This window comes from Rhodococcus sp. BP-160, assembly GCF_019836205.1.
Taxonomy (GTDB): Bacteria; Actinomycetota; Actinomycetes; order Mycobacteriales; family Mycobacteriaceae; genus Rhodococcoides.
On the sequence record NZ_JABUEK010000002.1, the window covers coordinates 1,183,051 to 1,206,920 of the forward strand.

Here is a 23,870-nt window from a genome sequence, read left to right on the forward strand (position 1 = left end):
GACATCGACCGGCCTCACGCCGACTTCTTGCGACTCCGATTACCGGATCGAGCGGAGACCGCACCACCGAGCAGGATCATGCGCATGGTCCGTTCGGCGGCGTCGGTGAGCAACCGCTCGCCGTTCGCGACCGCCTCGGACAACGGCATCGGCACCGTGATGATGGACGCGATGGCGGCGATGCCCACGTCGTGCACCGCCGGCGCTCCGCGACCGAGTGATCCCGCCAACGCGATCACCGGCACGCCGAACTGCTGGCAGCGCCGCGCCACCTCCGCCGGGACCTTGCCACGCGGGGTCTGGAAGTCGATGGACCCTTCGGCAGTGATGACGAGGTCCGCCTTGCGGATTCGGAGGTCGAGGTCGATTCCCGACAGGCCCGAGTCCAGCAACGCATCGAAGCGGGACCGCAACTGCGCCCCGACCCCGGCCGCGAGTCCTGCACCCAGTCCGCCCGACGCTCCCGTGCCCGCTCCGGTCGCCACATCGCCGGTGGCCACACCGTCCCGCTCGAGGACGCGCGCCCAGTTGTCCAGGGCGGCGGCGAGTTCGTCCACCTGATCCGGGGACGCCCCCTTTTGCGGTCCGAACACGCGGGCGACACCGCTGGGTCCGCACAGTACGTTGTGCGGATTGCACGCGAGCACGACGTCGACCTCGGCGAGACGGGGATGCAGCGCCGTCAGATCGAGGTGGTGCGCCCGGATCAGTTCTCGACCGCCGCGGCCGATCTCACGGCCCTGCACGTCGAGGATCCTGGCGCCGAGCGCCTGCAGTGCCCCGGCTCCCCCGTCGCAGGTGCCGGAATCGCCGCAACCCACCAGGATCGTGTCCGCGCCCGCGTCGAGCGCCGCGGCCATGAGCTGGCCGACACCGTAGGTGGTGGTCGCGCCGGGATCGCGCCGATCGTGCGGTACGAGGGAGAGCCCCGCCGCAGCCGCCATCTCCACCACGGCGACGGAGCGCTCGGAGCCACCGAGTCGGGCCCAGTGCGAGGGCACCGGCTCCCCCACCGGTCCGACGACCGTCGTCTCGTGGAGGGTGCCGCGCGTCGCGGCCGCCAGTGTGCGTGCCGTTCCCTCACCGCCGTCGGCGATGGGCGCGGTGTCGACCCGAACTCCGGGGAGTGCGCGCCGCACCCCCGATGCGATGGCGGACGCGACGGACTCGGCGCAGAGGCTCTCCTTGAAGCCGCTGGGGGCGACGAGGATGCGCTGGGGAACTCGTGTGGACATGGTTCTCCTGAGATAGGGGTGGGAGCAGTCAGGGCAGGTACAGCGGAAGACCGAGGGCAGGCCACAGCCATACCGAGCAGACGAGAACGAGAGCGACGGACACCGGGGCGACCGCGGCGGACAGGCGGAGCAGGTGGCCTGCCGAGAACCCCGGGACGGAGTCGCTCGCGGCGAACATCGCCACCGGTTTGGCCGAACTGGTGAGGGTGAGGCAGAAGCCGGCGGCAGCGGTGGAAGCGAACGCCGCGGCGGCAGGATCGATGCCGAGCACCGGCGCAGTGGCGACGACGACGGGGACGAGCACCGCGGAGCGGGCGGACCGTGACTGGACCACGAGGTGGGACAGCAGCGACACCAGCACCAGTACGACCACGAACACGGTCGCGGCGGACGACCCGAGCGCGCTGATGGGCCCGAAGACCAGGTCGGCGAACCACTCGGCGGCACCCGTCGTGGTCAGCGCCATTCCGAGACACAGTGTTCCGGCCATGAAGAGCAGCAGGCTCCACGGGATGGTGCGAACGGCGGCAGGCAGCGTGGTGGCCCCGACGAACGGTGCCGACGCGAGCAGTGCGCCGATCATCGCGACGATGGCCGGTTCGACACCGTGCACCGGCTCGGTGCACCACAGGGTCACGACGGCGACCAGAACGAGCAGGACACGCTTCTGCGGGACGGTGAATGGCCCGGTGGACCCGACGAACGCGTCGCGTGTCACCGAGAGCGGTCGGCGTCGCTCCGCTCGATCGGTGAACAGGGACAGCGCGATCTCCGCCGCGAGATGCGACCACACGATCGCGAGCGGCAGTCCGAGAATCGCCCACTGCAGGAACCCGATGCCCGATCCGGTCGTCGTGCGCACGATCTCGCTGGTGATGAGGTGCGCGCCGGCCCCCAGCAGCGACCCGACCGCGGAGCAGAGGATCACCGCGGGGAAGACCAGGGACAGCGTCAGCACCACTCGGGGCCGTTCACGCAGAACGGTCGCCAGAGCGAGGAACACCGGCAGCGCCAGCGCAGCCCGGCCCGACGTCGACGGGATCGCGAAGGTCGTCAGGAGCAGCACGAGGGTGACCAGATGGACGAGCTGCCGCGGTGACCGGGCAGCCGACAGCACGCGTGCCGCAACCCGAGCGGACAGGCCGCTGGCCGTCACCGCCGCGGCGATGACGAACGACCCGACCAACAGCCAGATCACGGTGTCACCCAGTGTGCGCGTGAAGGTCTCGGTGGACACGGGACCCAGGATCACCAACGTCAGAGCGGCGCCCAGAGCGACGTGGGTGTCGTCGAGGGGCGAGAAGATCCACATCCACACCGCGACGAGGAAGACCAGCACCGTGATGGTCCCGTGTGCGGTCAGATCGCCGGCCACTCCTGCCAGGACGACACCGACGGCGAGCACCGCGAGAATTACGGCACTGACAAGGGTCCGCGGCGACGGCGTCGGAACTCGCCGCGGCGTCCGGGTCGGGACAGGACTGGTGGGAGTACGTCGCCCGGGCGGCGTCGTCGCGAACTCGGTGACGGTCATCGGACGCGGTATCCCATCCCGCGCACGGTCTCCACGCGCTCGGCGCCGATCTTCGCGCGCAGCGCACGCACGTAGACGTCGACCACGTTCGAGGCCGGATCGAAGTCGTATCCCCACACCTGCCCGAGGATCTGCTCACGGGAGAGCACCTGGTCGGGGTGGCGCAGGAACGTCTCGAGCAGAGCGAACTCGCGCGCCGTCAGATCGACGACCGACTCCCCCACGTGCACACGGCGTGACCGCAGATCGAGACGAAGGTCCCCCGAGGTCAGCGAGTTGTCCGCCGAACCTGCGGTGTCGTCCTGCAACCGCAGACGTACCCGTGCGAGGAGTTCGGCGAACTGGAAGGGCTTGGTCATGTAGTCGTTGGCGCCGCCCTCGAGCCCGGCAACGGTGTCGCGCACGCTGTCCCGAGCGGTCAGGACCACCACGGGTGTCGACACACCCTCGCCGCGCAACTGTCGGAGCACCGTGAACCCGTCCATCGCCGGCAGGCCGATGTCGAGAACCACCATGTCGAAGCCACCGCCACGCGCCATCATGAGCGCGGTCTCGCCGTCGGCGACGTGCTCGGTGGTGTACCCGGCGGCCCGCAGACCCTTGCCGACGAAGGAGGCGATGTGGATGTCGTCCTCCGCGATCAGGATTCGGCTCATCGGATCTCCTTCGTGAGTGCATCGTCTGTCGTGGGCGTCGGGCCGGTCTCGGACCGCGGGCTGTGGCCCGGAGCCGGGAGGTCGAGGCCGAACGTCGCCCCCTCGCCGTGCACACTGCGCACCCAGGCGGAGCCGCCGTGGGCGTCGGCGATGGCACGGACGATGGCGAGTCCGAGGCCGGCTCCCGACCGCGCTGCCGGTGACGTCCGGTCGGCGGGCGATCCGCGTTGGAAACGGTCGAAGATGACGGGCGCGTCCTCGGGGCGGACGCCGGGCCCGTCGTCGGCGATCCACAGCGACAACCGCCGAGCGTCCCCGTCGTCGTGGAAGGTCGATCCGAGCCGGATGCGGCTCCCGTCCTCGGTGTGTCCGACGGCGTTGGCCGCGAGCTGGACCATGGCCTGCGTGACGCGCTGGGCGTCCAGAACACACGAGCCCTCCGCGACCTGCATCAGCAACCACTGCCGATCGCCGAGCGTCTGCACCTTCGACTCGATGTCGAGGACGAGTTGCGCCGCATCGACGGGGGCGGGCACGACGAAATCGGGCTGCTCGGCCTTGGCCAACATGAGCAGATCGCTGACGATCCGCCCCATGCGGGCGAGCTCGCTGTCGACGAGCGCCAACGTACGCCGCCGCTCCTCCGGGTCCTCCGACATGAGCTCGAGATGCCCCCGGACGATCGTGATCGGCGTGCGCAGTTCGTGTCCGGCATCGTCGACGAACTGTCGCTGGGTGGTGTACGCCTGCTCCAGCCGGTCGAGCATCGCATTGAACGTCTCGGCGAGATCGGAGATGTCGTCGCGCCCGTGGACCGGGACGCGCGCGGTCAGATCCGTCTCCCCGATCTCGGCCGCGACCGTGCGCACCGTGCGGACGGGAGCGAGAATGCGACCGGCGACGAGATACGCAATTCCTGTCGTCAGCAGCAGTCCGACAGCGCCGACCACTGCCATGGTTCGCATGGTCCGATCGACGAGATCACGGTTCGCACCGGTGAACGCCGTGACGACGAACGTGCCGGCGCGGCCGGTCGCGTCGTCGATGACGACGTGCCCCCACCGCATCTCGCCGTTGTCGGTGTCCAGCACTCCGGCGGGTTCGGCCGACTGCACGATCGTCGTCAGGATCGGTGACCCCGGTGCGAGCACGGTCGGCACATCGACGCCGGGCTGAGTCAGTACCGAGTCGCCCACGACGCCGAACATCACTTCACCCGTGCCGGCCGACTGCCGGGCGAGGTACACCTCGAGAAGCCGCTCCACCGAGACGAACGGCTGCGTCGTCGTGGGATCGACCCCCTCGGACGCGAAGGTCCGGAACTCCTCGGCTTCCTGCGCGACGTCCCCGTTGGCGCGCACGTCGACGTCGCGCAACAGCAGATTGCGGGCGGTCACCAGCACGACCACCAACAGAAGAAGGGTCGTCAACATGATCCAGGCGGTGATCTTCCACCGTGCCGGAAGAGCCGATCCGCGGCGAGCCGAGACACCGGCGGCGTCACTCATCGTCGTCACCGCCGTCGACGTCGTCGACGCCGTCATCGTCGTCGTCCGCGTCGTCGTCGGAGAAGTCGACGATCGGCGGTGCCTGCACTGGGGCCTGAACTGGCGGCGGTGTGATCGGAGCGGGAGCGGCCGGCGCGGGCGCCGGCGCGGGCGCGGGAGAGGCGGGCGGGACATCAGGTGTGGGAGCGATCACCTCGGGCGTCGGCTCCGGCGCCACACTCACCACGACGGGCGAGGGGTCGAGGCGTGGCGCCGGTGATCGCGTCACCAGGACCCCGGCGACGAGAACGCACGCGATGGCCACCAGGACGGCGGCCGCGGCGAGTGGGCGGGAGGAGCGCATGACAGCAACTATGCCGGGGGTCCATGACCGTCCCATGAGACGACGATGAAGGTTTCTTCATGTTCGACACGCCGTGAGTGGCGTCAACGGCCGAGCAAGACACCGATCTGCATCTCGATCTCTGCCGCCACGTCCGCGACACTCTTGGTCGCGTTCGCCGTCAGAGCCATGCTGAGAAACAGGATGGCGGAGATGATGTGGGCCTGCACCTGCCGGTCCGGGTGGTGCGTCGCGTCGTCGTCGTCGCGGCCGAGGATCTCCGCGACGACCGCCTCGGTCCGCGCGGCGAGTGACAACGCTTCACGACGATGAGGTTCCGTGTCGTCACCGAACACGACCTCTCGCTGATAGGTCCGGCCGTTCTCGATCTGCTTGCGGTTGCACTCGACGACCGGCATGAGGACGGCCATGACGGCCTCGACCGGGTCCACGACGTGGGCGGCCGCGGCGATGCCCCGCTCGAGCGCGCTTGCGTAGTCCGAGTTCTGCACCAGAAGAAGCAGTTCACCCTTGTTCTTCGCGTACAGGAAGACCGTTCCGGTTCCCACGTCGGCGCGGTCGGCGACCTGTTGTGTGGTCACCTCACTCACGCCGTACTCGGCGAAGAGGTCGCGTGCCGCCGTGGTGATGCGGTCGAGCTTGTCCTGCTTGTTCCGTTCTCGACGACTCATCGCCGGGGAGGAAGACACCGCCGCTGCCCTCCTTCGCGCTCTCCTGACGGGTGATGTACTCCCGTCATTCTCCCATGACAGGCTCTCTCAGCTGCCGAGGAAGTCGACGACCACGGGCGCGGCCTCCGCGACGTGCGGTGCGCCGCCACAACGGACGCGAACATGAAAAATGGCCCCGGACAACGGTCCGGAGCCATTTCTGTGTCGGGCTGACAGGATTTGAACCTGCGACCACCTGACCCCCAGTCAGGTGCGCTACCAAGCTGCGCCACAGCCCGCGATCCCTCGAGAGGGATCGTGTGTGCCCCGAAGGGAACGAGCAAACACTACCCCAGTGGCGACGCTGGACGCCAATCGCCTCAGCAGCACCACCGGGGCAGTCGCCTACTTCTTCTTGCGGTCCCGCTTCTCCCGGATACGCACCGAGATCCGCACCGGACTGCCGTCGAAGTTGAACTCCTCACGCAGTCGGCGCTCGAGAAACCGGCGGTACCCGGCCTCGAGGAAACCGGTGGTGAACAGCACGAACGTCGGCGGGCGCGTGCTCGCCTGCGTGGCGAACATGACGCGCGGCAGTCGACCACCACGCATCGGCGGCGGCGTCGCGGCCACGACCTCCTTGAGCCAGGAGTTCAGCTGACCGGTCGAGATGCGCTTGTCCCACGACGCGAGCGACGTCTCCAGAGCGGGCACGAGCTTCTGCACCGCACGACCGGTCTTGGCCGAGACGTTGACGCGCTGCGCCCACGGCACGCGCATCAGGTCCCGGTCGATCTCCTTCTCGAGCTGGCCACGACGGTCGTCGTCGACGAGGTCCCACTTGTTGAACGCGATGACCAGCGCGCGGCCGGCGTCGGCGACCATCGAGAGCACCCGCAGGTCCTGCTCGGAGATGACCTCGGACGCGTCGAGCAGCAGGATCGCGACCTCGGCCGCGTCGATGGCGCCCTTGGTGCGGAGCGAGGCGTAGAACTCGGCGCCGCTGGCGTGACTGACGCGCTTGCGCAACCCCGCGGTGTCGACGAAACGCCACACCTTGCCGCCCAGTTCCACCAGTGAGTCCACCGGGTCGACGGTGGTGCCGGCGACGTCGTGCACGACAGATCGCTCGTCACCGGTGAGCTTGTTCAGCAGGCTGGACTTGCCCACGTTCGGCTTGCCGACCAGGGCGACACGACGAGGGCCGGCGACACCGGTTCCCTCGCGGGGCGTCTCGGGCAGGACGGCCAGGACGTCGTCGAGCAGATCGCCCGTACCGCGGCCGTGCGTCGCACTGACCGGACGGGGCTCACCGAGACCCAGCGACCACAGCAGTGCCGCTTCGGATTCCGTGCGCTCGTCGTCGACCTTGTTCGCCACCAGGATGACCGGCGTCTTCGACCGACGCAGGACCCGTGCCACGGCCTCGTCCGTCGCCGTCGCACCGACGACGGCGTCGACGACGAGCAGGATGGCGTCCGCCGTCTGCATCGCCATCTCGGCCTGCCGGGCGATCGACTGCTGCATCCCCTTGGCGTCGGGCTCCCAGCCACCGGTGTCCTGCACCATGAATCGGCGTCCGGACCAGTTGGCCTCGTACGAGACACGGTCGCGGGTGACGCCGGGAACGTCCTCCACCACGGCCTCGCGGCGGCCGATGATGCGGTTGACGAGCGTGGACTTGCCCACGTTGGGCCGACCGACGACGGCGAGGGTGGGAACGGCGACCTCGGCCTCGGCCTCGCCGTCACCCTCGAAGTCGATGTCCTCCCAGTCCGACTCCTCGGACCAGATGCCGTCCGAGGCGTAGACCTCGGTCGCGTCGAGCGTGTCGAATGTGTTGTCGCTCATGAGCGTGCTCCTTCCGGGGCATGAGTCGGACGCCCGATGTCCAGACGCTCGGTGACCAGACGCATCAATTCGTCGATCACCGCGTCCTTGTCGAGGTCGCTGGTGTCCACGGTGACCGCGTCGTCTGCGGGTCGCAGCGGGGACGTGGCACGTGTGGAGTCCGCGTGGTCCCGACGCTGGACGTCGGCGAGCACGGCGTCGTAGTCGTCCCCGCGGCCCTCGGCGATGTTCTGGTCGTTACGACGCGTGGCGCGCGTCTCCGCGGACGCGGTCAGATAGATCTTGATGTGTGCGTCGGTGAGGACGACGGTGCCGATGTCGCGACCCTCCACGACGATCCGACCGGCAGAGTCCGCGATCTCTCGTTGCAGCGCAACGAGTTTCTCGCGCACAGCGGGCACGGCGGACACCGCGGAGACGGCCGCCGTCACGGCGGACCCGCGGATCGGACCGGTGACGTCCTCGCCCGACACCTCGACCCGCTCCCCCGTGGGATCGGTGCCGATGGAGAGGTCGATGGACTCGATGAGCGCAGCGACGGCGTCGGCGTCTCCGGGATCGACGTCGTTCGTCAGCACCCATGCCGTCGCCGCGCGGTACATCGCACCGGTGTCGAGGTAGGACGCACCGAGCCGGGTCGCCAACAGGCGGGAGACGGACGACTTGCCGGTACCGGACGGGCCGTCCATCGCGACGATCAGTCGATCCTCCGACGCGGTCACAGGCCGACCGCCCCGTACAGGCTGCCGACCTCGCCGCGACCGAGCACCCGCAGCGTGCCGGGTCGCTGGTCGCCGAGAGCGACGGCCCCGATGTCGGTGCGCACCAGGCGTTTCACCGGGAACCCGACCGAGTCGAACAGTCGGCGCACGATGTGCTTGCGACCCTCGTGCAGCACGACCTTCACGAGCGTCTTGCCCTCGTTCACGTCGAGCACCGCGTAGGAGTCCACCTTCGCCGGTCCGTCGTCGAGTTCGACTCCGGAACGCAGCTTCTTGCCCGCGTCGCGGTCCAGGACACCCTGCACCGTGGCGAGGTACGTCTTGGACACCTCGAAGGAGGGATGCATCAGCCGGTGGGCCAGATCGCCGTCGTTGGTGAGCAGGATCAAGCCTTCGGTGTCGGCATCGAGTCGGCCGACGTGGAAGAGCCGCTGTCCTGCCTGGACCCGCTCCGAGACGATGTCGCCGATGCAGGGCCGACCGAGGTCGTCCGACATCGTGGACTGCCATCCGCGCGGCTTGTTCAGCGCGATGTGGACCAGATCGGCCTTGATGACGACACGGGTGCCGTCCACCCGCACGACCGCGACCTCGGGGTCGACGCGGACACCCTGCTCGGTGACGATGCGGCCGTCGACCTCGACGCGTCCCTCGTCGATGAGCTGCTCGGCGGCGCGACGCGACGCGACACCTGCCTGGGCGAGCACCTTCTGCAAGCGCACACCGTCCTCAGGAGCCACGTGCGGCCGCGGGCCGTCGGTGTGCTGGTGGCGGGCGGGCTTGGCGTTGCTGATGGTCGGAGCAGCCGTCGTCTTGCGCTCCGGCTTCGGCGACTTGCCGGGCTTTAAGCCGCTGTTCTTGGGAGCCACCCGGGGGTACCCGGACTTGCCGCCGGGCTTACGGCTCTCGGTGCGCTTGCTGTACGCAGCAGCGGCGACCTTCTTGTTGGGGCGCTTCTTCTGTCGTTCGGGAGTGGAGGCGTCGGATGCGCCGTCCCGGTCCGGTGTGCCATCACGGCGAGCGGAGTCGTTCACGTTTCTTACCTATTCGTCTGTGGTGTCGGTGCCGAACTCGGTGGTCGAGTTCGACTCGGTGTTCTCTCGTCGACGCTCGGCACGCAGGACCCGCGGATCGGAGTCCATGCTGTCGCTGATGTCGTCGATCATGTCCACGCCCGGAAGCAGCGGAGCAAGTTCGGGGAGGTCGGACAGTGACGCCAACCCCAACCGTTCGAGGAACATTTCCGTGGTGACGTACTGCGTCGCCGCAGAGTCCGGGTCGGGACCCGCCTCGGCGATGAGACCTCTCGCGAGGAGAGTGCGCATCACGCCGTCCACGTTCACTCCGCGCACAGCACTGACTCGTGCGCGGGTAACCGGTTGACGATAGGCGATCACAGCGAGGGTTTCCAGTGCCGCTCGGGTGAGCTTGGACCGCGCACCGTCGAGGAGCAGCCGTTCGACATAGGGCGCGTACTCGGTGCGGGTGTAGAAACGCCACCCGTCGCCGGCGAACCGCAGGTCGATGCCACTGCCGCGGGCGGTGAGGTCGGCGGCCATGGCGGTCAGCGCCTGCCGGATGCGCGTTTCGTCACAGTCCAGGGCGGAGGCGAGCTGCGGGACGGATGCCGGGGTGTCGACGACGAGCAGCACCGACTCGAGCGCGGCGCGCACCTCGGCGTCCGACAGGGCGTCGGGAGCGTCCTCGCTCGCTGTCATCCGTAGTCCTCCATCCTCGAGACGTCCATCCGGTCGATGTCGGCAGCGTCGTCGTCGCCGGTCCAGGTGACCGCGAGATCGCCCAGCGCCTCGGGTTGGTCGAACGCGACGACCTTCTCGCGATACAGCTCGAGCAGCGCGAGGAACCGTGCGACCACCTCGACGGTGACCTCGCAGTCGCGGACCAGGTCGGCGAACGTCGCCCACTCACCCACTCCGCGGTCGCGCAGCATCGCCAGGATCGCCCGCGCGTGTTCCGGGACCGACACCGCCGACGCGTGGAGATGGCCGAGACCGACCGTCGGCACCTCGCGCGGGGTGAACGCCGCCGCGGCGATCTCGGCGAAGCGGCGCGGATCCACACCGAGCAACACCTCCGGCAGCAGCGACGCGAACGAGTCCTCGAGCGAGACCGATCGCGGATAGCGCCGCAGCGCGGCGTTCTCCAGTTCGCCGAACAACTGAGCCGCCTGTTTGTAGGCCCGATACTGCAGCAGCCGGGCGAACAGCAGGTCCCGCACCTCGAGCAGCGCCAGGTCCTCGGCGTCGTCCACCTCGCCCGACGGCAGGAGGCGGGCGGCCTTGAGGTCCAGCAGGGTCGCCGCGACCACCAGGAACTCGGTGGTCTGGTCGAGACCCATCTCCGCGCCCATCGCGCGGGTGTACGCGATGAAGTCGTCGGTGACGGTGTGCAGTGCGACCTCGGTGACGTCGAGTCGGTGCTGCCCGATCAGGGTCAGCAACAGGTCGAACGGGCCTTCGAAGTTGGTGAGCCGCACCTGGAATCCGGTGGGCGTCGGCGCGTCCCCGACCGTCGTGTCCGTCACGACCGTCCCGTCGGTCAAGACTGGGGTGCGGTGTCCCGGTGGATGACCTCGCGGGCCAACGACCGGTACGCGTCTGCACCCGCGGACTTCGGCGCCCACGTGGTGATCGGCTCGCCGGCGACGCTCGTCTCCGGGAAACGCACGGTGCGCGTGATGACGGTGTCGAAGACGACGTCGCCGAACACCTCGACCACGCGATTCATGACCTCTCGCGAGTGCAGCGTGCGGGCGTCGAACATCGTGACCACGATGCCCTCGAGCTTCAGCCGCGGATTGAGACGATCGCGCACCTTGTCGACGGTGTCGTTGAGCAACGCGAGTCCGCGCAGACTGAAGTACTCGCACTCCATCGGGATGAGCACGGAATCGGCGCACGCGAGGGCATTGACCGTCAACAGGCCGAGCGACGGCTGGCAGTCGATGAGGACGTAGTCGTAGCGATCGAGAATCGGGTGCAGCACGCGTCCCAAAGTCTGTTCGCGGCCGACCTCGGTGACCAGTTGGATCTCGGCCGCGGAGAGATCGATGTTGCTGGGGAGCAGGTCCATCCCGTCCACCCGCGTACGCATGAGGACGTCGTCGATCGCTACCCGCGGCTCCACCAGCAGGTTGTGCACCGTGAGGTCCAACTCGTGGTGTGGCACACCGAGACCCGCGGAGAGCGCGCCCTGCGGATCGAGGTCGACCAGCAGGACTCGGCGTCCGTACTCGGCCAGCGACGCACCCAGATTGATGGTCGACGTGGTCTTGCCGACGCCGCCCTTCTGGTTGCACATCGCGATGACCGTCGCCGGTCCGTGCGAGGACAGCGGCTGCGGATCCGGGATGTCGCGATACGGGCGCCCCGTCGGACCCATGCCCGACGGGTGGGCCAGGGTCGGATGTTCCGGTTCGGGCTGACGAGTGCGGAACAGTGCTCCGTCGTCGTGCGCCGCTGACACCACCGGACCTCCATCCTCACCTCGTGCTGCAGTTCCCCTGAACGCTACCGCGTGTCGGGTGCAGCTTCGTGCGGACACGCTACCGTGCGCGCGGATGCGCTTCGGCCCACACTTCGCGCAACGTCGTGACGGTGACCAGTGTGTAGATCTGCGTGGTGGTCACCGAGGCGTGACCCAGAAGTTCCTGCACCACACGTACGTCCGCGCCGCCGTCGAGCAGGTGGGTCGCGAAGGAGTGCCGCAACGTGTGCGGGGAGACGCTGGCTCCGATCCCGGCGCGCTCCGCCGCGGTCTGCAGGACCTGCCACGCGCTCTGGCGTGACAACCGGCCGCCCCGCACGTTCAGCAGAAGCGCGGGCGTGCCCTGTGACACCAGTGCGGGTCGACCACGGACGAGGTACGCGTCGACGGCGTCGAGTGCGGGACGGCCGATGGGCACGATGCGCTCCTTGCCGCCCTTGCCGTGCAGGACCACGGACCGCGAGTCGGAGTCGATGTCGTCGACGTCGAGTCCCACGGCCTCGGAGATGCGCGCACCGGTGGAGTAGAGGAGCTCGAGCAGCGCCCGGTCGCGAAGACCGCGCGGGGTGTCCGCGGCCTCCCCGGCGACGGCATCGAGGAGCGCGAACACCTGCTCGACGGAGAGCGACTTCGGGAGCCGGCGGCCCGGCGCCGGCGGTTTGACCCCGGCAGCGACGTCGACGTCGACGATGCCCTCGGCCAGCGCAAAGCGGTGGACTCCGCGAACCGCGATGACCGTGCGCGCGGCGCTGCTCGCCGCGAGCGGCGGGAACAGCTCGTTGCCGGACCGGAGGGCCGTCACGAACTCCGCGACGTCCACCTCGGTGACGTCGCGGAGACTGTTCCGGTCGAGTTCACCCAGATGGCTGGCGTAGCGCGAGAGGTCGCGGCGGTACGAGGTGATGGTGTTGCGAGCTGACCCGCGCTCGACGGCGAGGTGATCGAGATAGGTCGCGATCACCTCGCCCGGCGAGTCAGCTGCCATGCGCGCCCTTGCGCTTCTCGAACGCGGTGGGTCGATCACGCCAGGGTGCATCGCTCGGCCGCAACGGAACCGAGCGTGACCGCACCGCCGCCAGCGCCAGGATTCCCGCCACCGCCGACGCGTTCACGATCTCGCCGCTGAACACGCGCGACACCGCCTCGTCCACCGGGACGCGGACGAGCTCGATGTCGGCTTCCTCGTCGTGAGCCTCCGGTCGATCGACCTCGGTCACCTCGTCGGCCAGGTAGATCCGCACGGTCTCGTCCGTGAACCCGGGTGACGCCGCCACGTCGACCAGCAACGACAAGGACGCCGCGGCGAGCCCCGTCTCCTCGGTCAGCTCACGCTTCGCGGCCTCGACGGGACCCTCCCCCGGCTCGTCCAACAGACCCGCGGGAAGCTCGAGCAGGCGACGCCCCAGAGGATGCCGGTACTGGCTGATCAGCACGATGCGCTCGTCGTCGTCCAGCGCGACCACGGCGACCGCACCGTGATGCTCGACGACCTCACGTTCGGCCCGACGACCGCCGGGCATCGTCACCTGGTCGAGCCGGAGCGCGAGAATCGCACCCTGGTACTCGACGGACGATTCGAGGATCTCGAACTCGTGACGATCGGCCATGGTCAGGCCTTCGTCGCGGCGGGTTCGGCCGGCTGCGCCGTGACGGACTCGTCACCGTGGACGTCGACGGGCAGCCGCTCCTCGGACTTGTACGAGAGCGCAGCGGAGATCAGCGACGCGAAGAGCGGGTGCGGCCGCGTCGGCCGGCTCTTGAGTTCGGGATGCGCCTGCGTGCCGACGAAGAACGGATGCGCGCTCCGCGGCAGTTCGACGAACTCGACCAGGTGGCCGTCCGGGGACGTGCCGCTGAACTGCAGTCCACTCTCCGCGATGCGGTCGCGGTAGCTGTTGTTGACCTCGTAGCGATGGCGGTGACGCTCGGAGACGGACTCGCTGCCGTAGGCCTGCGACACCACCGACCCCTTGGTGAGCGTGGCGGGGTAGGCCCCGAGGCGCATCGTGCCGCCCAGGTCCGCCTCGCCGGCGACCGCCTGCTCCTGGTCCGCCATCGTCGAGATGACCGGCTGTGTCGTCTCGGGCTCGAACTCGGCCGAGTTCGCATCGGTGAGACCGACGGACCGCGCCGCCTCGATGACCATGCACTGCAGACCCAGGCAGAGCCCGAGCGTCGGGATCTTGTGCGTCCGGGCGTGGGTGATCGCGCCGAGCTTGCCCTCGATACCGCGGATGCCGAAGCCGCCGGGAATCACCACGGCGTCGATGTCGGCGAGCGCCAGCTTGGCGCCGGCCGCGGTGTCGCAGTCGTCGGACTGCACCCACACGAGTTCGACCTTCGCGCGGTTGGCGAAACCGCCGGCCCGCAGCGCCTCGGTCACCGACAGGTAGGCGTCGGGCAGATCGACGTACTTGCCGACCAGGGCGACGCGCACCGTCTCGCGAGGCTGGTGCACTCGCTCGAGGAGGGTTCCCCACACGGTCCAGTCGACGTCCCGGAACGGCAGTCCGAGCTGCCGCACGACATACGCGTCGAGACCCTCGCCGTGCAGCACGCGCGGGATGTCGTAGATGGAGGGCGCGTCGGGGGTGGAGATGCACCCGTCGACGTCCACGTCGCACATGAGCGCGATCTTCGCCTTGAGGGCCTGCGGCACGTCGCGGTCGGATCGCAGGATCAGCGCGTCGGGCTGAATACCGATGCTGCGCAACGCCGCCACCGAGTGCTGCGTCGGCTTGGTCTTGAGCTCACCCGAGGGCGCGAGGAACGGAACGAGCGAGACGTGGAGGAAGAAGACGTTCTCCCGGCCCACGTCGTGGCGGACCTGACGCGCCGCTTCGAGGAAGGGCTGCGACTCGATGTCGCCGACGGTGCCACCGATCTCGGTGATGACGACGTCGGGCTCCTGGCCCTGCAGATCCGGTCCGCGCATCGCGAGGATGCGGGCCTTGATCTCGTCGGTGATGTGCGGGATGACCTGGACGGTGTCGCCGAGGTACTCGCCGCGACGCTCCTTGGCGATCACCGTGGAGTACACCTGGCCGGTGGTCACGTTGGCGTATCCGGAGAGATCCCGATCGAGGAACCGCTCGTAGTGGCCGACGTCGAGGTCGGTCTCCGCGCCGTCCTCGGTGACGAAGACCTCGCCGTGCTGGAACGGGTTCATCGTTCCGGGATCGACGTTGAGGTAGGGATCGAGCTTCTGCATCGTGACGCGAAGGCCACGTGAGGTGAGAAGCTGACCGAGGCTCGAGGCCGTGAGCCCCTTGCCGAGCGACGACGCGACGCCGCCGCTGACGAAGATGTGCTTGATGTCGGCCCGCGTGTGAATGCGTGACTGCAAAGAGACTCCCGTGACGGTGCGACCCGATGGTGACAGCGAGCGAATCGCTCAACATCGAGTGGTTCGGAACCTGGCCGACCCACGGGACTTCACGGTAACACCTTCACGCGAGTTCGGTCGACACCACGCGGGCGACGACGGCTTGAGTACCTAGCTCGGGGTCGCCCCGACCGTCACGGCCGTCGCGGCAGGACCCGTTCCGTACCGACCCGTACCACCGGCGAGCTGCTCACCGAGTGCCAAGGCGACGGTGATGCGCCCCGACGTGCGATCGACGTCGTCGACGGTGCTGGTCCCGGCTGCGAGGGCGGAATCCGACCGCACCACCGCGATGGGACCGCTGCCCTCGGCCGAACCGGCACGGCCCGCGAGCACGGTTCCGGCTCCGCGTCCGTCCAGAGCGCCGGCGAAGCGAGCCACGATCGCGCCGCGGTTGCCGTCCTCACCCGAGTCGGCGGCCTGTCCGGAGACCACCACAGCGAGCTGTGCCGGTGCCACGGCACCGTCGTCGTACGTGATGAAGCCGCCGCCGCGCAGGGTGTCGAGGGCCAGGCCCAGTTCCTCCGGCGTGCTCTGCGGTTCGGCGGTCTGTGCGTTCAGCAACAGCACCGTACCGAGCAGATCGCCGGCGAGGCTGCCCTGATCCACCGACCCCGTACGCAGTTGCGCGCCTGCGGGAACCACGTTGGTGAGGCGCGTGCGGAGATCGTCGCCGCTGGCGGCGGACACGAACGCCTCGGTGAGCCCCACTCGTCCGGTCACCGACCCGCCCGCGTCGGCGATGGTGCGCTGCACACCCTCCACGTCGGCGGGGTCTGCGTCGGGCGTGGTGACCAGCACGACGGTGCGGTCGGCCAGCGCTCCCGCGACCACCCGGGTCGCGACGGCCGCGTCGAAACCGTCGGCGGCGTTGAGTTGCTCACCGAGTGCGTTGTTCGCCGACTGCAGGTCGTTCACCTCGGTCTGCAGATCGTCCCGGTCGTCGCGCAGTCCGGACAGCACTCGACCGGACAGCAGGCCGGAGCCGAGGACGACTCCGACCGCGAGCGCCAGGAACACCGCGATCAACGAGATGGTGTGCTGACGAAGCGAAATCACTGAAGCAGCCCCTGCACCCACAGGGCGAAGCTGTTCCAGGTCTCGATCGCCCAGTCCAGAGTCGCACCGCTGCCGTTGGTCACGACGAGCGCCGCGATGACGGCGATGAGGGCTGCGAGGACGAGCAGCGCCACCGCGCCACCGGAGACCCGGCTGCGGTACAACGTCGCCATGGCCTTGGCGTCCACCAGTTTCGGACCGACCTTGAGTCGGGTCATGAACGTCGACGGTGTGTCCGCGCGCTTGCTGGCGTCGAAGAACTCGTCGAGCGACGCGGCACATCCGACCGTGACGATGAGTGAGGCGCCGTGGTGGTCGGCGAGCAGAAGCGCGAGGTCCGCCGGGGTGCCCGTGGCCGGGAACGTCATGGCTCCGATGCCCAGGTCCTGGATGCGCTCGAGGCCTTTGGCGTGGCCGTCGGAATCGGCGGGGAGCACCACCTCGGCGCCGGACTTCAGCGTGCGGCTGCTCACGTCGTCCGGGTCGCCGACGATCAGGTCGGGGCGATATCCCGCCTCCGACAGCGTGTCGGCGCCGGCGCCGACACCGATGAGGATCGGCGAATACTCCTTGATGAACGGCTTGAGCGACTTGAGATCGGCCACGTGGTCGGTGCCCTCGGCGACGACCACGACGTGACGACCGTTCATGTCGACGTCCACCTCGGGCACTCCGACGCCGTCGATCAGGAGCGGCGACTCGGTGCGGATGAACTCGATCGTGTTGCCCGAGAACGCTTCCAGGTGATCGATCAGACCAGACTTGGCCTCGATCATGCGGTCGGAGATGTCGGCCTCGGACTGCTCGGTGCCGGTGGCGAGACGGCGCTCCCCGGCGTACACGTTGCCGTCGTGCAGGCGGATCTTCGAACCGTCCTTGACCTTCTTGAAGACGTCGGAGCCCACCTCGTCGATGAGCTCGATGCCGTTGGCGACGAGCACCTCCGGACCGAGATTGGGGTAGCGCCCCGAGATCGAGGCGGAGGCGTTGACCACGGCCGTCACGCCGGCCTGTACCAGCAGGTCGGCGGTGATCCGGTCGAGGTCGAGTTCGTCGAGAACGACGATGTCTCCGGGACCGACACGGCGCAGGAGCTTGGCCGTGGAGCGATCGACCCGAGCGATTCCCGTGACTCCGGGAAGTGAGTCATGACTACGCGAGAGCAGAGCCGGCATCTTCATGCACACGATGATGGACAACAACACGGCAGCATCGGCGGAGGCGCGCCGTAACAACTACCACATCATTCACATGAGTCACACCAGCACATCGCTCTCAGGCGGTCGCGGACTCCCGTTCCGCCGTCGCGGTGCGCAACAGTTCCTCGGCATGTGCCCGGCCGGTCTCGGTGTCGTCGAGCCCGGCGAGCATGCGCGCGAGTTCCACGACACGCTCGGAATCCGTCAGAGTGCGCACACCACTGTTGGGGCCGCCGCGTTTTCCGTCGGTCTTGTTCACCACCAGGTGCGTGTCGGCGAACGCCGCGACCTGCGGGAGGTGCGTCACGACGATGACCTGGTGCGTCCTGGCGAGGCGTGCCAGCCGCTTGCCGATCTCCACTGCGGCGCGACCACCCACGCCGGCATCGACCTCGTCGAAGACCATGGTCGCTCCGGCATCCGATCGCGCGAGGACCACCTCGAGCGCCAACATCACGCGGGAGAGCTCACCGCCGGACGCGCTCTTGTTGAGCGGCAGCGACTGCGCACCGCTGTGCGCGGACAGACGGAACTCGATCTCGTCGGTGCCGGTCGACCCGGCGTGCAGCGCGGTTCCGTCGACGGACAGCGCCGACCGATCGTCCGCACCCGCAGCGCGGGGGCGCACCTCGACGTCCAGCTTGGCCTTGCCCATCGCCAGGCCGGCGAGTTCGGCGCTGACCGCCTTGGACAGTTTCGCCGCAGCCTTCACCCGCGCGGCCGACAGCTTGCGTGCGACCTCGGCGGTCGCTGCACCGGTGGTGGAGACGCGCTCGGTCAGCGCTGCCACGGCGTCGGCGGAGACGTCCAGTCCCGTCAGGCGGGTTCGTGCGTCCTCCGCCCACGCGAGCACTCCGTCCACGTCGGCGGCGTACTTGCGAGTCAGACTCTTGAGCTCCGCTTGACGCGAGAGCAGCGTGTCCAGTGACTCCGGATCGGCGGGCAGATCCTCGAGGTACGAGGTGAGCTCGGCTCCGACGTCGGTCACCACCGCGATAGCCTCGGCGAGACGTGGGCCGACGGCCGAGAGAATCTCGTCGTCGGTCGAGGCGAGTCGATCGCGGGCCTCGCCCAACAGCGCCATGACGGACACGTCGCCGGGGTCGTCGCCACCGGTGAGCGCCGTGTGCGCGGCGGACGCCGCATCGCGGAGCGAGTCGAGATCGCTGAGCCGCCGGACGGTCGCCGCGATGTCGGTGTCCTCGTGCGGTGCCGGTGCCACCGCGTCGATTTCGTTCAGGGCGAACGTGAGCTGGTCCGCCTCGCGCGCGAGTTCGCGAGCCTTCTCCGTCCGCTCCCGCAGTTCGGTCACCGCAGCGACCCACTGCGAGCGGCGAGTGCGGTACGTCTCGAGCAGCGGCCCGATGGCGTCCGCAGCGAAGCGGTCCAGAGCGGCCAACTGCTGATCGCTGCGTTGCAGACGCAGTTGATCGTTCTGTCCGTGCACCGTGAGCAACGATCCGGTGAACTCCGACAGGACGCCTGCGGGCACACTGCGGCCGCCGAGATGAGCACGTGATCGACCGTCGCTCCCGACCATCCGGAGGGCGATGATGCTGTCGTCCTCGTCGCGCCGACCGCCGGTGGACTCGAGCAACTGCTCCACGTCGCCGCGGACCTGGTCGGTGACGTGGTCGGTGGTGAAGCGACCCTCGACCACCGCGCGGTCGGCGCCGACACGGACACGCCCGGCGTCGGCGCGCGCGCCGGAGAGCAGATGCAGGCTGGTGACGACCATCGTCTTGCCGGCACCGGTCTCACCGGTGAGCACCGTCAGACCCTCCGAGAACGACGCCGTCGCCTCGGCGATGACTCCCAGGCCGTCGATACGAATTTCGGACAACACGTCGGTTACGTCACCCTCCCCCGCCAGCCGGTGACCGGCAAGGCGAACTTGTGTACGAGTCGATCGGCGAACGGCGCGGAGTCGAGCCGGATCCACTTGATCGGCTCACATCCTCGCACCACCTCGACGCGAGCACCGGCGGGCAGGCGCAGGGTGCGCCTGCCGTCGCAGAACACCACCGCGTCGTGTCCGCCGTCGAAGGTCTCGATGGCGATGTGTGACTCGGGACTTGTCACCAGCGGCCGCGCGAACAGCGCGTGGGCGTTACTGGGGATGACGAGGATCGCCTCGAGCTCCGGCCACACGACCGGGCCACCGGCCGAGAACGCATAGGCGGTGGACCCGGTGGGGGTCGACAGCAGAACACCGTCGCATCCGAACGAGGACACCGGACGGTCGTCCACCTCGAGCACCACCTCGAGCACCCCGAGCCGCGACCCGTTCTCGATACTGGCCTCGTTCAGCGCCCACCCACGTTCGATGATCTCGCCGTCGACGTGCACGGTGATGTCCAGCGTCATCCGCGGTTCGATGCGGTACTCGCGGCGCACCACGATGGCCAGGGTCTCCTCGAGATCGTCGGCCTCCGCCTCGGCGAGGAATCCGATGCGTCCCAGGTTCACGCCGAGCACCGGGATGGACGCCACCCGCGCGAGTTCCGCAGCGCGCAGGAAGGTTCCGTCGCCGCCGAGGACCAGGACGAGCTCGCAGCCCACCGCCGCCGACGGACCGAACTCCACGACGGAGACGTCGGACTGCGGTGTGGAGAGCGCATCGATCCCCGACGTCGACTCCAACCGCGACGTGTCGTGCTCGTCGACGAGCACGCGCAGGGCGATCCCGTGATCGTGGAACACCTTCGCCGCGCGCAGAGCCGTCTGCTCGATGTCCGGGCGACCCGGATGCGCGACGAGCAGGATGGTGCGCTCGGGCACGGTCGACTCGCTCACTGAGGCCCCTTCTCCACGGCGTCGGACACCAGTTGCTCGACGGACGTCGACTGGGCTGTGCTCGGATCGTCGTCCGGACCCGGAACGGTGAGCCACAGGAAGTACTCGACGTTCCCGGACGGACCGGGCAGTGGGCTCGGCTCCACACCGGACGTGACCAGGCCCAGGTCGGCCGCGGCGCGCGCGACTCCCAGCACCGCATCTGCGCGCAGGGCGGGATCGCGGACCACTCCCCCTGCACCGACGCGATCCTTGCCGACCTCGAACTGGGGCTTGACCATCGGGAGGATGCTGGCACCCGGACGGGCACACGCGGCGAACGCCGGGAGTACGAGAGCCAACGAGATGAAGGACAGGTCGGCGACCACGAGGTCGACCGGCCCGCCGATGGCCTCGGCATCGATGCCGCGGACGTTCGTACGGTCGAGGACTCGCACCCGCTCGTCGGTCCGTAGCCGCCACACCAACTGTCCGTAGCCGACGTCGACCGCCACGACCTCGCGTGCACCCTTGGACAACAGCACGTCGGTGAACCCACCGGTGGACGCACCCGCGTCGAGACACCGCGCGCCCTCCACCGTGACACCGCGTGGCTCGAAGGCGGCGAGCGCGCCCAGTAGCTTGTGTGCACCTCGAGAGGCCCACGACACCTCGTCGGAGACCTCGGTGACCCGTAGCGCCGTGCCGGGCTCGACCGCGGTGGCGGGCTTCGTGGCCACGGTGCCGGCGATCAGCACTCGACCGTCCGAGATGAGTTCCGAGGCGTGATCCCGAGAGCGGGCCAGACCGCGGCGGACGAGTTCGGCGTCCACCCGAGCGCGACGAGCCATGTCAGTTCTTGTCCACGGACGCGAGCGCGTCGACGAGTACCTCGTGCGCGCGGTCGAGGATGCGGGCCTGCCGCGTCAGCGTGACCAGGCCGTGCGGGTCGTCCGTACCCTCGCCGAACGGCGCCGACGCCGCAACGTCCGCCTCGGCGACCAGCGCGTCGACAGCCGAGACGACGGCGTCGGGATCGACGGACGTGCCCTCGACATCGGAGTGCGACGGCAAGTGCTGACCGGGGCGGGGAACGGGCGTGCTCATCGCGGACAACGCTAGCCGATACCCCCGACTACGTCGGTCGGCGGTGGTGACCGTCAGTGTCAGGCGGTCCACCGCGCGACGACATCCGCAGCCGCACCGGAGGCGCCCTCGACGGTGTCGAAGCCGCCGAGCGCCCAGACCGCGGGGAGAACTTCGCGCAGTGCCTCGATCCAGAGGTCGGCGTCGGCGTCGCCGTCGCCCGTGGTCTCGACTCGCAGCACGGAACCGGACAGCGACACCGACCAGGTGTCGGAAGGCTCGGAGGGAACGAGAGACGCGGCCGGCTCCTCGAGCAGAGCCGACAGGGACGACGCGAGGTACGTGGGGCGCTCGTGCGGTACGGCAGTGAGCACATCGTGCACGGTGCTCACTCCGGTGAGCACGAGGAGTGACGGCACACCCACCTCGTTGGCCCCCGCGATGTCCGTGTCCAGACGGTCACCCACCACCAGCGGCGTGGTCGACCCGCTGCGCTCGAGCGCGTCCTTCATGAGAGGTGCCTCGGGCTTGCCCGCCACGATCGGGGTGGCCCCCGTCGCTGCGGCGACCGCCGCGACCATGGCACCGTTTCCCGGCCCGAGACCGCGAGGAGTCGGCAGGCTGGTGTCGGCATTCGTGGCCACCCAGCGTGCGCCGGCACGGACCGCGTAGGTCGCCTCGGCGATGTTCGCCCACCCCGTCTCGGGGGAATGTCCCTGGACGACCGCGGCCGGAGTGGGGTCCGCTGTACGAACCGGCACCAGGCCGGCGGCGGACACCTCTGCCTCGAGGGCCTCGGTTCCGACGACCAGCACGGACGCACCTGCGGGCAGGAGACCAGCGAGAAGCCGCCCCGCCGCCTGGGAACTCGTCACCACCGACTCGTCGGGCGCACGGAAACCGAGATCGCGTAGGTGCTCGGCCACCTGAGCGGGAGACCGACTGGCGTTGTTGGTGACGTAGCAGAGCTGAGAGGAGCACTCGCGGAGAATGTCGACGGCACCGTCGATCGGATCGGGACCCCGGTACAGAGTCCCGTCGAGATCGAGCAGCAGAGCGTCGTGAGCGTCGGTCAGACGCGTCACTGACCGGTCAGTTCGTCGACTCGGTCCTCGGCGTCCGTCTCACCCTCGACGTCGGCGGCGGCGGCACGGAGGAACCACTGCACCCCGTCGTCCGCTCGACCGGCGGCCACGAGAGCGTCGGCGTAGGCGTAGTACAACCGCGCTGCAGCCGACCCCGTGCGATCCCCCTCGAGATCTGGAGTCTGCAGCGTCACCACCGCCTGGTCGTACTGCCCCATGTCCATGCGGGCACCCGCGACGACGATGCGCAGTTCGGACGCGTCGTCACCCGTCAGTTGGCGAGCCTCGTCGCTGCGTCCGAGCTCGATGGCGCGCTCCGGCCGACCGAGGCCCCGCTCACAATCAGCCATGACGGACAGCAGGCCCGGTCCACCGGCCATACGGCGGGCGGCGCGGAGCTCGGACAGAGCCTCCGCCCACTCCCCTGCGTGATACGCGGCGATGCCGGCCGTCTCTCGGACCACGGCGATGCGGCCGGCACGCTGCCGCGCCGCTCGCGCGTGCAGCAGTGCTGCGGCGGGATCGTCTCCGATCAGCTGACTGACCATGACCATATGTCGTGCAACAGCTTCCGCGTTGCTCTTGTCGAGGCTCAACAGGTCTCGACGGACCCCGGGTTCGAGATCTTTCGCGTCGACGTCGTCCGGCAGATCGGGCTCGACCGGACGTGGAGCGCGAGAATCAGGTCCTCGCCCACCGCCCGCGCGCGGACCCGCGCTCCCTTCACCGCCGCGACGACGGGGAGGTGCACCCTGTCCTCGAGTGCGGTCGGGTGCCTGGCCCCTGCCGGAACCCTGCCGACGGTCGCCGGACGTCGATCGATCCCCGGAGCGCCCACGGTCGCCGGTGTGGCGACGTTCGTCCTGGCTCCCGGAACGGTCACCGGAGCGAGGGGCCGATGATCGGAACGACCCGCGGTCCCCCGCGCTGTCGCGGCGAGGTGCCCGGTTGTCGCGCGCGGGCGGCCGGCGGTCCGAATCGGACGTACGACCTTCCGATGACGGCTCTTCCGGCACGGTGGTTCCTTTCGATCGATCGGCGACCGAGCTCTCCCGCTCGTCACCGGTGGTGTCATCATGCCGCACTCACGATCGGAGTGCAGAAACACGAAAGGGGACCCATGTGAATGGGTCCCCTTTCGGAACGGATTGTTCGGCGGTGTCCTACTCTCCCACACCCTGTCGGGTGCAGTACCATCGGCGCTGGAGGGCTTAGCTTCCGGGTTCGGAATGGGTCCGGGCGTTTCCCCTCCGCTATGGCCACCGAAACTCTGTG

At 69.1% G+C, this 23,870-nt stretch carries 23 protein-coding genes, 1 tRNA gene and 1 rRNA gene; all 25 read right to left on the reverse strand.

Translation table 11 applies throughout. The annotated features are described in order from the left end of the window. Nucleotides 1-14 precede the first annotated feature (14 nt). The 25 genes from HQ306_RS11935 to rrf all read right to left on the reverse strand — a co-directional run bounded on the left by HQ306_RS11935 (nucleotide 15) and on the right by rrf (nucleotide 23,862). A complete protein-coding gene (locus tag HQ306_RS11935) occupies nucleotides 15-1,235 on the reverse strand; it encodes a glycerate kinase (RefSeq protein ID WP_222631313.1) in 1,221 nt (406 codons plus the stop codon). Between the two features lie 28 nt (nucleotides 1,236-1,263). Further along, the gene (locus tag HQ306_RS11940) at nucleotides 1,264-2,769 is read right to left on the reverse strand and encodes an SLC13 family permease (protein ID WP_027505451.1); all 1,506 of its coding nucleotides are present in this window, start codon (nucleotides 2,767-2,769) and stop codon (nucleotides 1,264-1,266) included. After that, complete coding sequence (locus HQ306_RS11945; protein ID WP_056444417.1) at nucleotides 2,766-3,425, reverse strand: response regulator transcription factor; 660 nt, start codon at nucleotides 3,423-3,425, stop codon at nucleotides 2,766-2,768. Before HQ306_RS11945 ends, HQ306_RS11940 begins: the two co-directional genes overlap by 4 nt. Continuing rightward, a complete protein-coding gene (locus HQ306_RS11950) occupies nucleotides 3,422-4,933 on the reverse strand; it encodes an ATP-binding protein (protein WP_222631566.1) in 1,512 nt (503 codons plus the stop codon). Before HQ306_RS11950 ends, HQ306_RS11945 begins: the two co-directional genes overlap by 4 nt. Beyond that, nucleotides 4,926-5,276, reverse strand: a complete 351-nt coding sequence (locus tag HQ306_RS11955) for a hypothetical protein (RefSeq protein WP_222631315.1) — start codon at nucleotides 5,274-5,276, stop codon at nucleotides 4,926-4,928. The genes HQ306_RS11950 and HQ306_RS11955 overlap by 8 nt, the downstream gene beginning before the upstream one ends. Before the next feature lie 83 nt (nucleotides 5,277-5,359). Next, a complete protein-coding gene (locus HQ306_RS11960; protein WP_308115435.1) occupies nucleotides 5,360-5,965 on the reverse strand; it encodes a helix-turn-helix domain-containing protein in 606 nt (201 codons plus the stop codon). A gap of 186 nt (nucleotides 5,966-6,151) precedes the next feature. Then, nucleotides 6,152-6,225, reverse strand: a tRNA-Pro gene (locus tag HQ306_RS11965). Between the two features lie 106 nt (nucleotides 6,226-6,331). Beyond that, nucleotides 6,332-7,777 carry a ribosome biogenesis GTPase Der gene (der, locus tag HQ306_RS11970; RefSeq protein WP_056444408.1) on the reverse strand — a complete coding sequence of 482 codons (1,446 nt, stop codon included), beginning with the start codon at nucleotides 7,775-7,777 and terminating at the stop codon, nucleotides 6,332-6,334. Further along, nucleotides 7,774-8,466 (reverse strand): (d)CMP kinase, encoded by a 693-nt coding sequence (gene cmk, locus HQ306_RS11975; protein WP_222631570.1) that lies wholly within the window; start codon nucleotides 8,464-8,466, stop codon nucleotides 7,774-7,776. The genes der and cmk overlap by 4 nt, the downstream gene beginning before the upstream one ends. 29 nt (nucleotides 8,467-8,495) lie before the next feature. Next, complete coding sequence (locus HQ306_RS11980) at nucleotides 8,496-9,533, reverse strand: pseudouridine synthase (protein ID WP_222631317.1); 1,038 nt, start codon at nucleotides 9,531-9,533, stop codon at nucleotides 8,496-8,498. A 9-nt stretch (nucleotides 9,534-9,542) separates the two neighbouring features. Further along, on the reverse strand, nucleotides 9,543-10,217 hold the full coding sequence (scpB, locus tag HQ306_RS11985; protein WP_051613243.1) for an SMC-Scp complex subunit ScpB: 675 nt from the start codon (nucleotides 10,215-10,217) through the stop codon (nucleotides 9,543-9,545). Next, nucleotides 10,214-11,062: a segregation/condensation protein A gene (locus HQ306_RS11990; protein WP_222631319.1), complete on the reverse strand. Its 849-nt coding sequence runs from the start codon at nucleotides 11,060-11,062 to the stop codon at nucleotides 10,214-10,216. Before HQ306_RS11990 ends, scpB begins: the two co-directional genes overlap by 4 nt. After that, the gene (locus tag HQ306_RS11995; protein WP_051613290.1) at nucleotides 11,059-11,958 is read right to left on the reverse strand and encodes a ParA family protein; all 900 of its coding nucleotides are present in this window, start codon (nucleotides 11,956-11,958) and stop codon (nucleotides 11,059-11,061) included. The genes HQ306_RS11990 and HQ306_RS11995 overlap by 4 nt, the downstream gene beginning before the upstream one ends. 106 nt (nucleotides 11,959-12,064) lie before the next feature. Then, entirely contained in the window at nucleotides 12,065-12,991 is a 927-nt protein-coding gene (gene xerD / locus HQ306_RS12000) for a site-specific tyrosine recombinase XerD (RefSeq protein ID WP_222631321.1), read from the reverse strand. Next, entirely contained in the window at nucleotides 12,981-13,619 is a 639-nt protein-coding gene (locus HQ306_RS12005) for an NUDIX hydrolase (RefSeq protein ID WP_308115439.1), read from the reverse strand. The genes xerD and HQ306_RS12005 overlap by 11 nt, the downstream gene beginning before the upstream one ends. After that, complete coding sequence (locus HQ306_RS12010; RefSeq protein ID WP_056444396.1) at nucleotides 13,616-15,352, reverse strand: CTP synthase; 1,737 nt, start codon at nucleotides 15,350-15,352, stop codon at nucleotides 13,616-13,618. Before HQ306_RS12010 ends, HQ306_RS12005 begins: the two co-directional genes overlap by 4 nt. Before the next feature lie 150 nt (nucleotides 15,353-15,502). Next, nucleotides 15,503-16,450 (reverse strand): copper transporter, encoded by a 948-nt coding sequence (locus tag HQ306_RS12015; protein WP_222631325.1) that lies wholly within the window; start codon nucleotides 16,448-16,450, stop codon nucleotides 15,503-15,505. Further along, nucleotides 16,447-17,631, reverse strand: a complete 1,185-nt coding sequence (gene steA / locus HQ306_RS12020; RefSeq protein ID WP_027505465.1) for a putative cytokinetic ring protein SteA — start codon at nucleotides 17,629-17,631, stop codon at nucleotides 16,447-16,449. The genes HQ306_RS12015 and steA overlap by 4 nt, the downstream gene beginning before the upstream one ends. A 94-nt stretch (nucleotides 17,632-17,725) precedes the next feature. Further along, nucleotides 17,726-19,495 carry a DNA repair protein RecN gene (gene recN, locus HQ306_RS12025; RefSeq protein WP_222631327.1) on the reverse strand — a complete coding sequence of 590 codons (1,770 nt, stop codon included), beginning with the start codon at nucleotides 19,493-19,495 and terminating at the stop codon, nucleotides 17,726-17,728. Nucleotides 19,496-19,500: 5 nt separating this feature from the next. After that, nucleotides 19,501-20,445 carry an NAD kinase gene (locus HQ306_RS12030; protein WP_027505467.1) on the reverse strand — a complete coding sequence of 315 codons (945 nt, stop codon included), beginning with the start codon at nucleotides 20,443-20,445 and terminating at the stop codon, nucleotides 19,501-19,503. Next, complete coding sequence (locus HQ306_RS12035) at nucleotides 20,442-21,275, reverse strand: TlyA family RNA methyltransferase (RefSeq protein ID WP_056444390.1); 834 nt, start codon at nucleotides 21,273-21,275, stop codon at nucleotides 20,442-20,444. The genes HQ306_RS12030 and HQ306_RS12035 overlap by 4 nt, the downstream gene beginning before the upstream one ends. A 1-nt stretch (nucleotide 21,276) precedes the next feature. Then, entirely contained in the window at nucleotides 21,277-21,531 is a 255-nt protein-coding gene (locus tag HQ306_RS12040) for a hypothetical protein (RefSeq protein WP_222631329.1), read from the reverse strand. A 59-nt stretch (nucleotides 21,532-21,590) separates the two neighbouring features. Further along, entirely contained in the window at nucleotides 21,591-22,595 is a 1,005-nt protein-coding gene (locus HQ306_RS12045; RefSeq protein WP_222631331.1) for an HAD-IIA family hydrolase, read from the reverse strand. Further along, entirely contained in the window at nucleotides 22,592-23,611 is a 1,020-nt protein-coding gene (locus tag HQ306_RS22590) for a hypothetical protein (RefSeq protein WP_374197733.1), read from the reverse strand. Before HQ306_RS22590 ends, HQ306_RS12045 begins: the two co-directional genes overlap by 4 nt. A 134-nt stretch (nucleotides 23,612-23,745) precedes the next feature. Beyond that, nucleotides 23,746-23,862 (reverse strand): 5S ribosomal RNA (gene rrf / locus HQ306_RS12055). Nucleotides 23,863-23,870: the final 8 nt, after the last annotated feature.

Excerpts from the sequence above, each read along its gene's own strand:
- HQ306_RS11955 (WP_222631315.1), bottom strand. The coding sequence starts at position 5,276 with ATGCGCTCCTCCCGCCCACTCGCCGCGGCCGCCGTCCTGGTGGCCATC.
- cmk (WP_222631570.1), bottom strand. The coding sequence starts at position 8,466 with ATGGACGGCCCGTCCGGTACCGGCAAGTCGTCCGTCTCCCGCCTGTTG.
- HQ306_RS11935 (WP_222631313.1), bottom strand. The coding sequence starts at position 1,235 with ATGTCCACACGAGTTCCCCAGCGCATCCTCGTCGCCCCCAGCGGCTTC.
- HQ306_RS11940 (WP_027505451.1), bottom strand. The coding sequence starts at position 2,769 with ATGACCGTCACCGAGTTCGCGACGACGCCGCCCGGGCGACGTACTCCC.
- HQ306_RS12035 (WP_056444390.1), bottom strand. The coding sequence starts at position 21,275 with ATGGCTCGTCGCGCTCGGGTGGACGCCGAACTCGTCCGCCGCGGTCTG.
- xerD (WP_222631321.1), bottom strand. The coding sequence starts at position 12,991 with ATGGCAGCTGACTCGCCGGGCGAGGTGATCGCGACCTATCTCGATCAC.
- HQ306_RS11950 (WP_222631566.1), bottom strand. The coding sequence starts at position 4,933 with ATGAGTGACGCCGCCGGTGTCTCGGCTCGCCGCGGATCGGCTCTTCCG.
- der (WP_056444408.1), bottom strand. The coding sequence starts at position 7,777 with ATGAGCGACAACACATTCGACACGCTCGACGCGACCGAGGTCTACGCC.
- HQ306_RS12040 (WP_222631329.1), bottom strand. The coding sequence starts at position 21,531 with ATGAGCACGCCCGTTCCCCGCCCCGGTCAGCACTTGCCGTCGCACTCC.
- HQ306_RS11945 (WP_056444417.1), bottom strand. The coding sequence starts at position 3,425 with ATGAGCCGAATCCTGATCGCGGAGGACGACATCCACATCGCCTCCTTC.
- steA (WP_027505465.1), bottom strand. The coding sequence starts at position 17,631 with ATGAAGATGCCGGCTCTGCTCTCGCGTAGTCATGACTCACTTCCCGGA.
- scpB (WP_051613243.1), bottom strand. The coding sequence starts at position 10,217 with ATGACAGCGAGCGAGGACGCTCCCGACGCCCTGTCGGACGCCGAGGTG.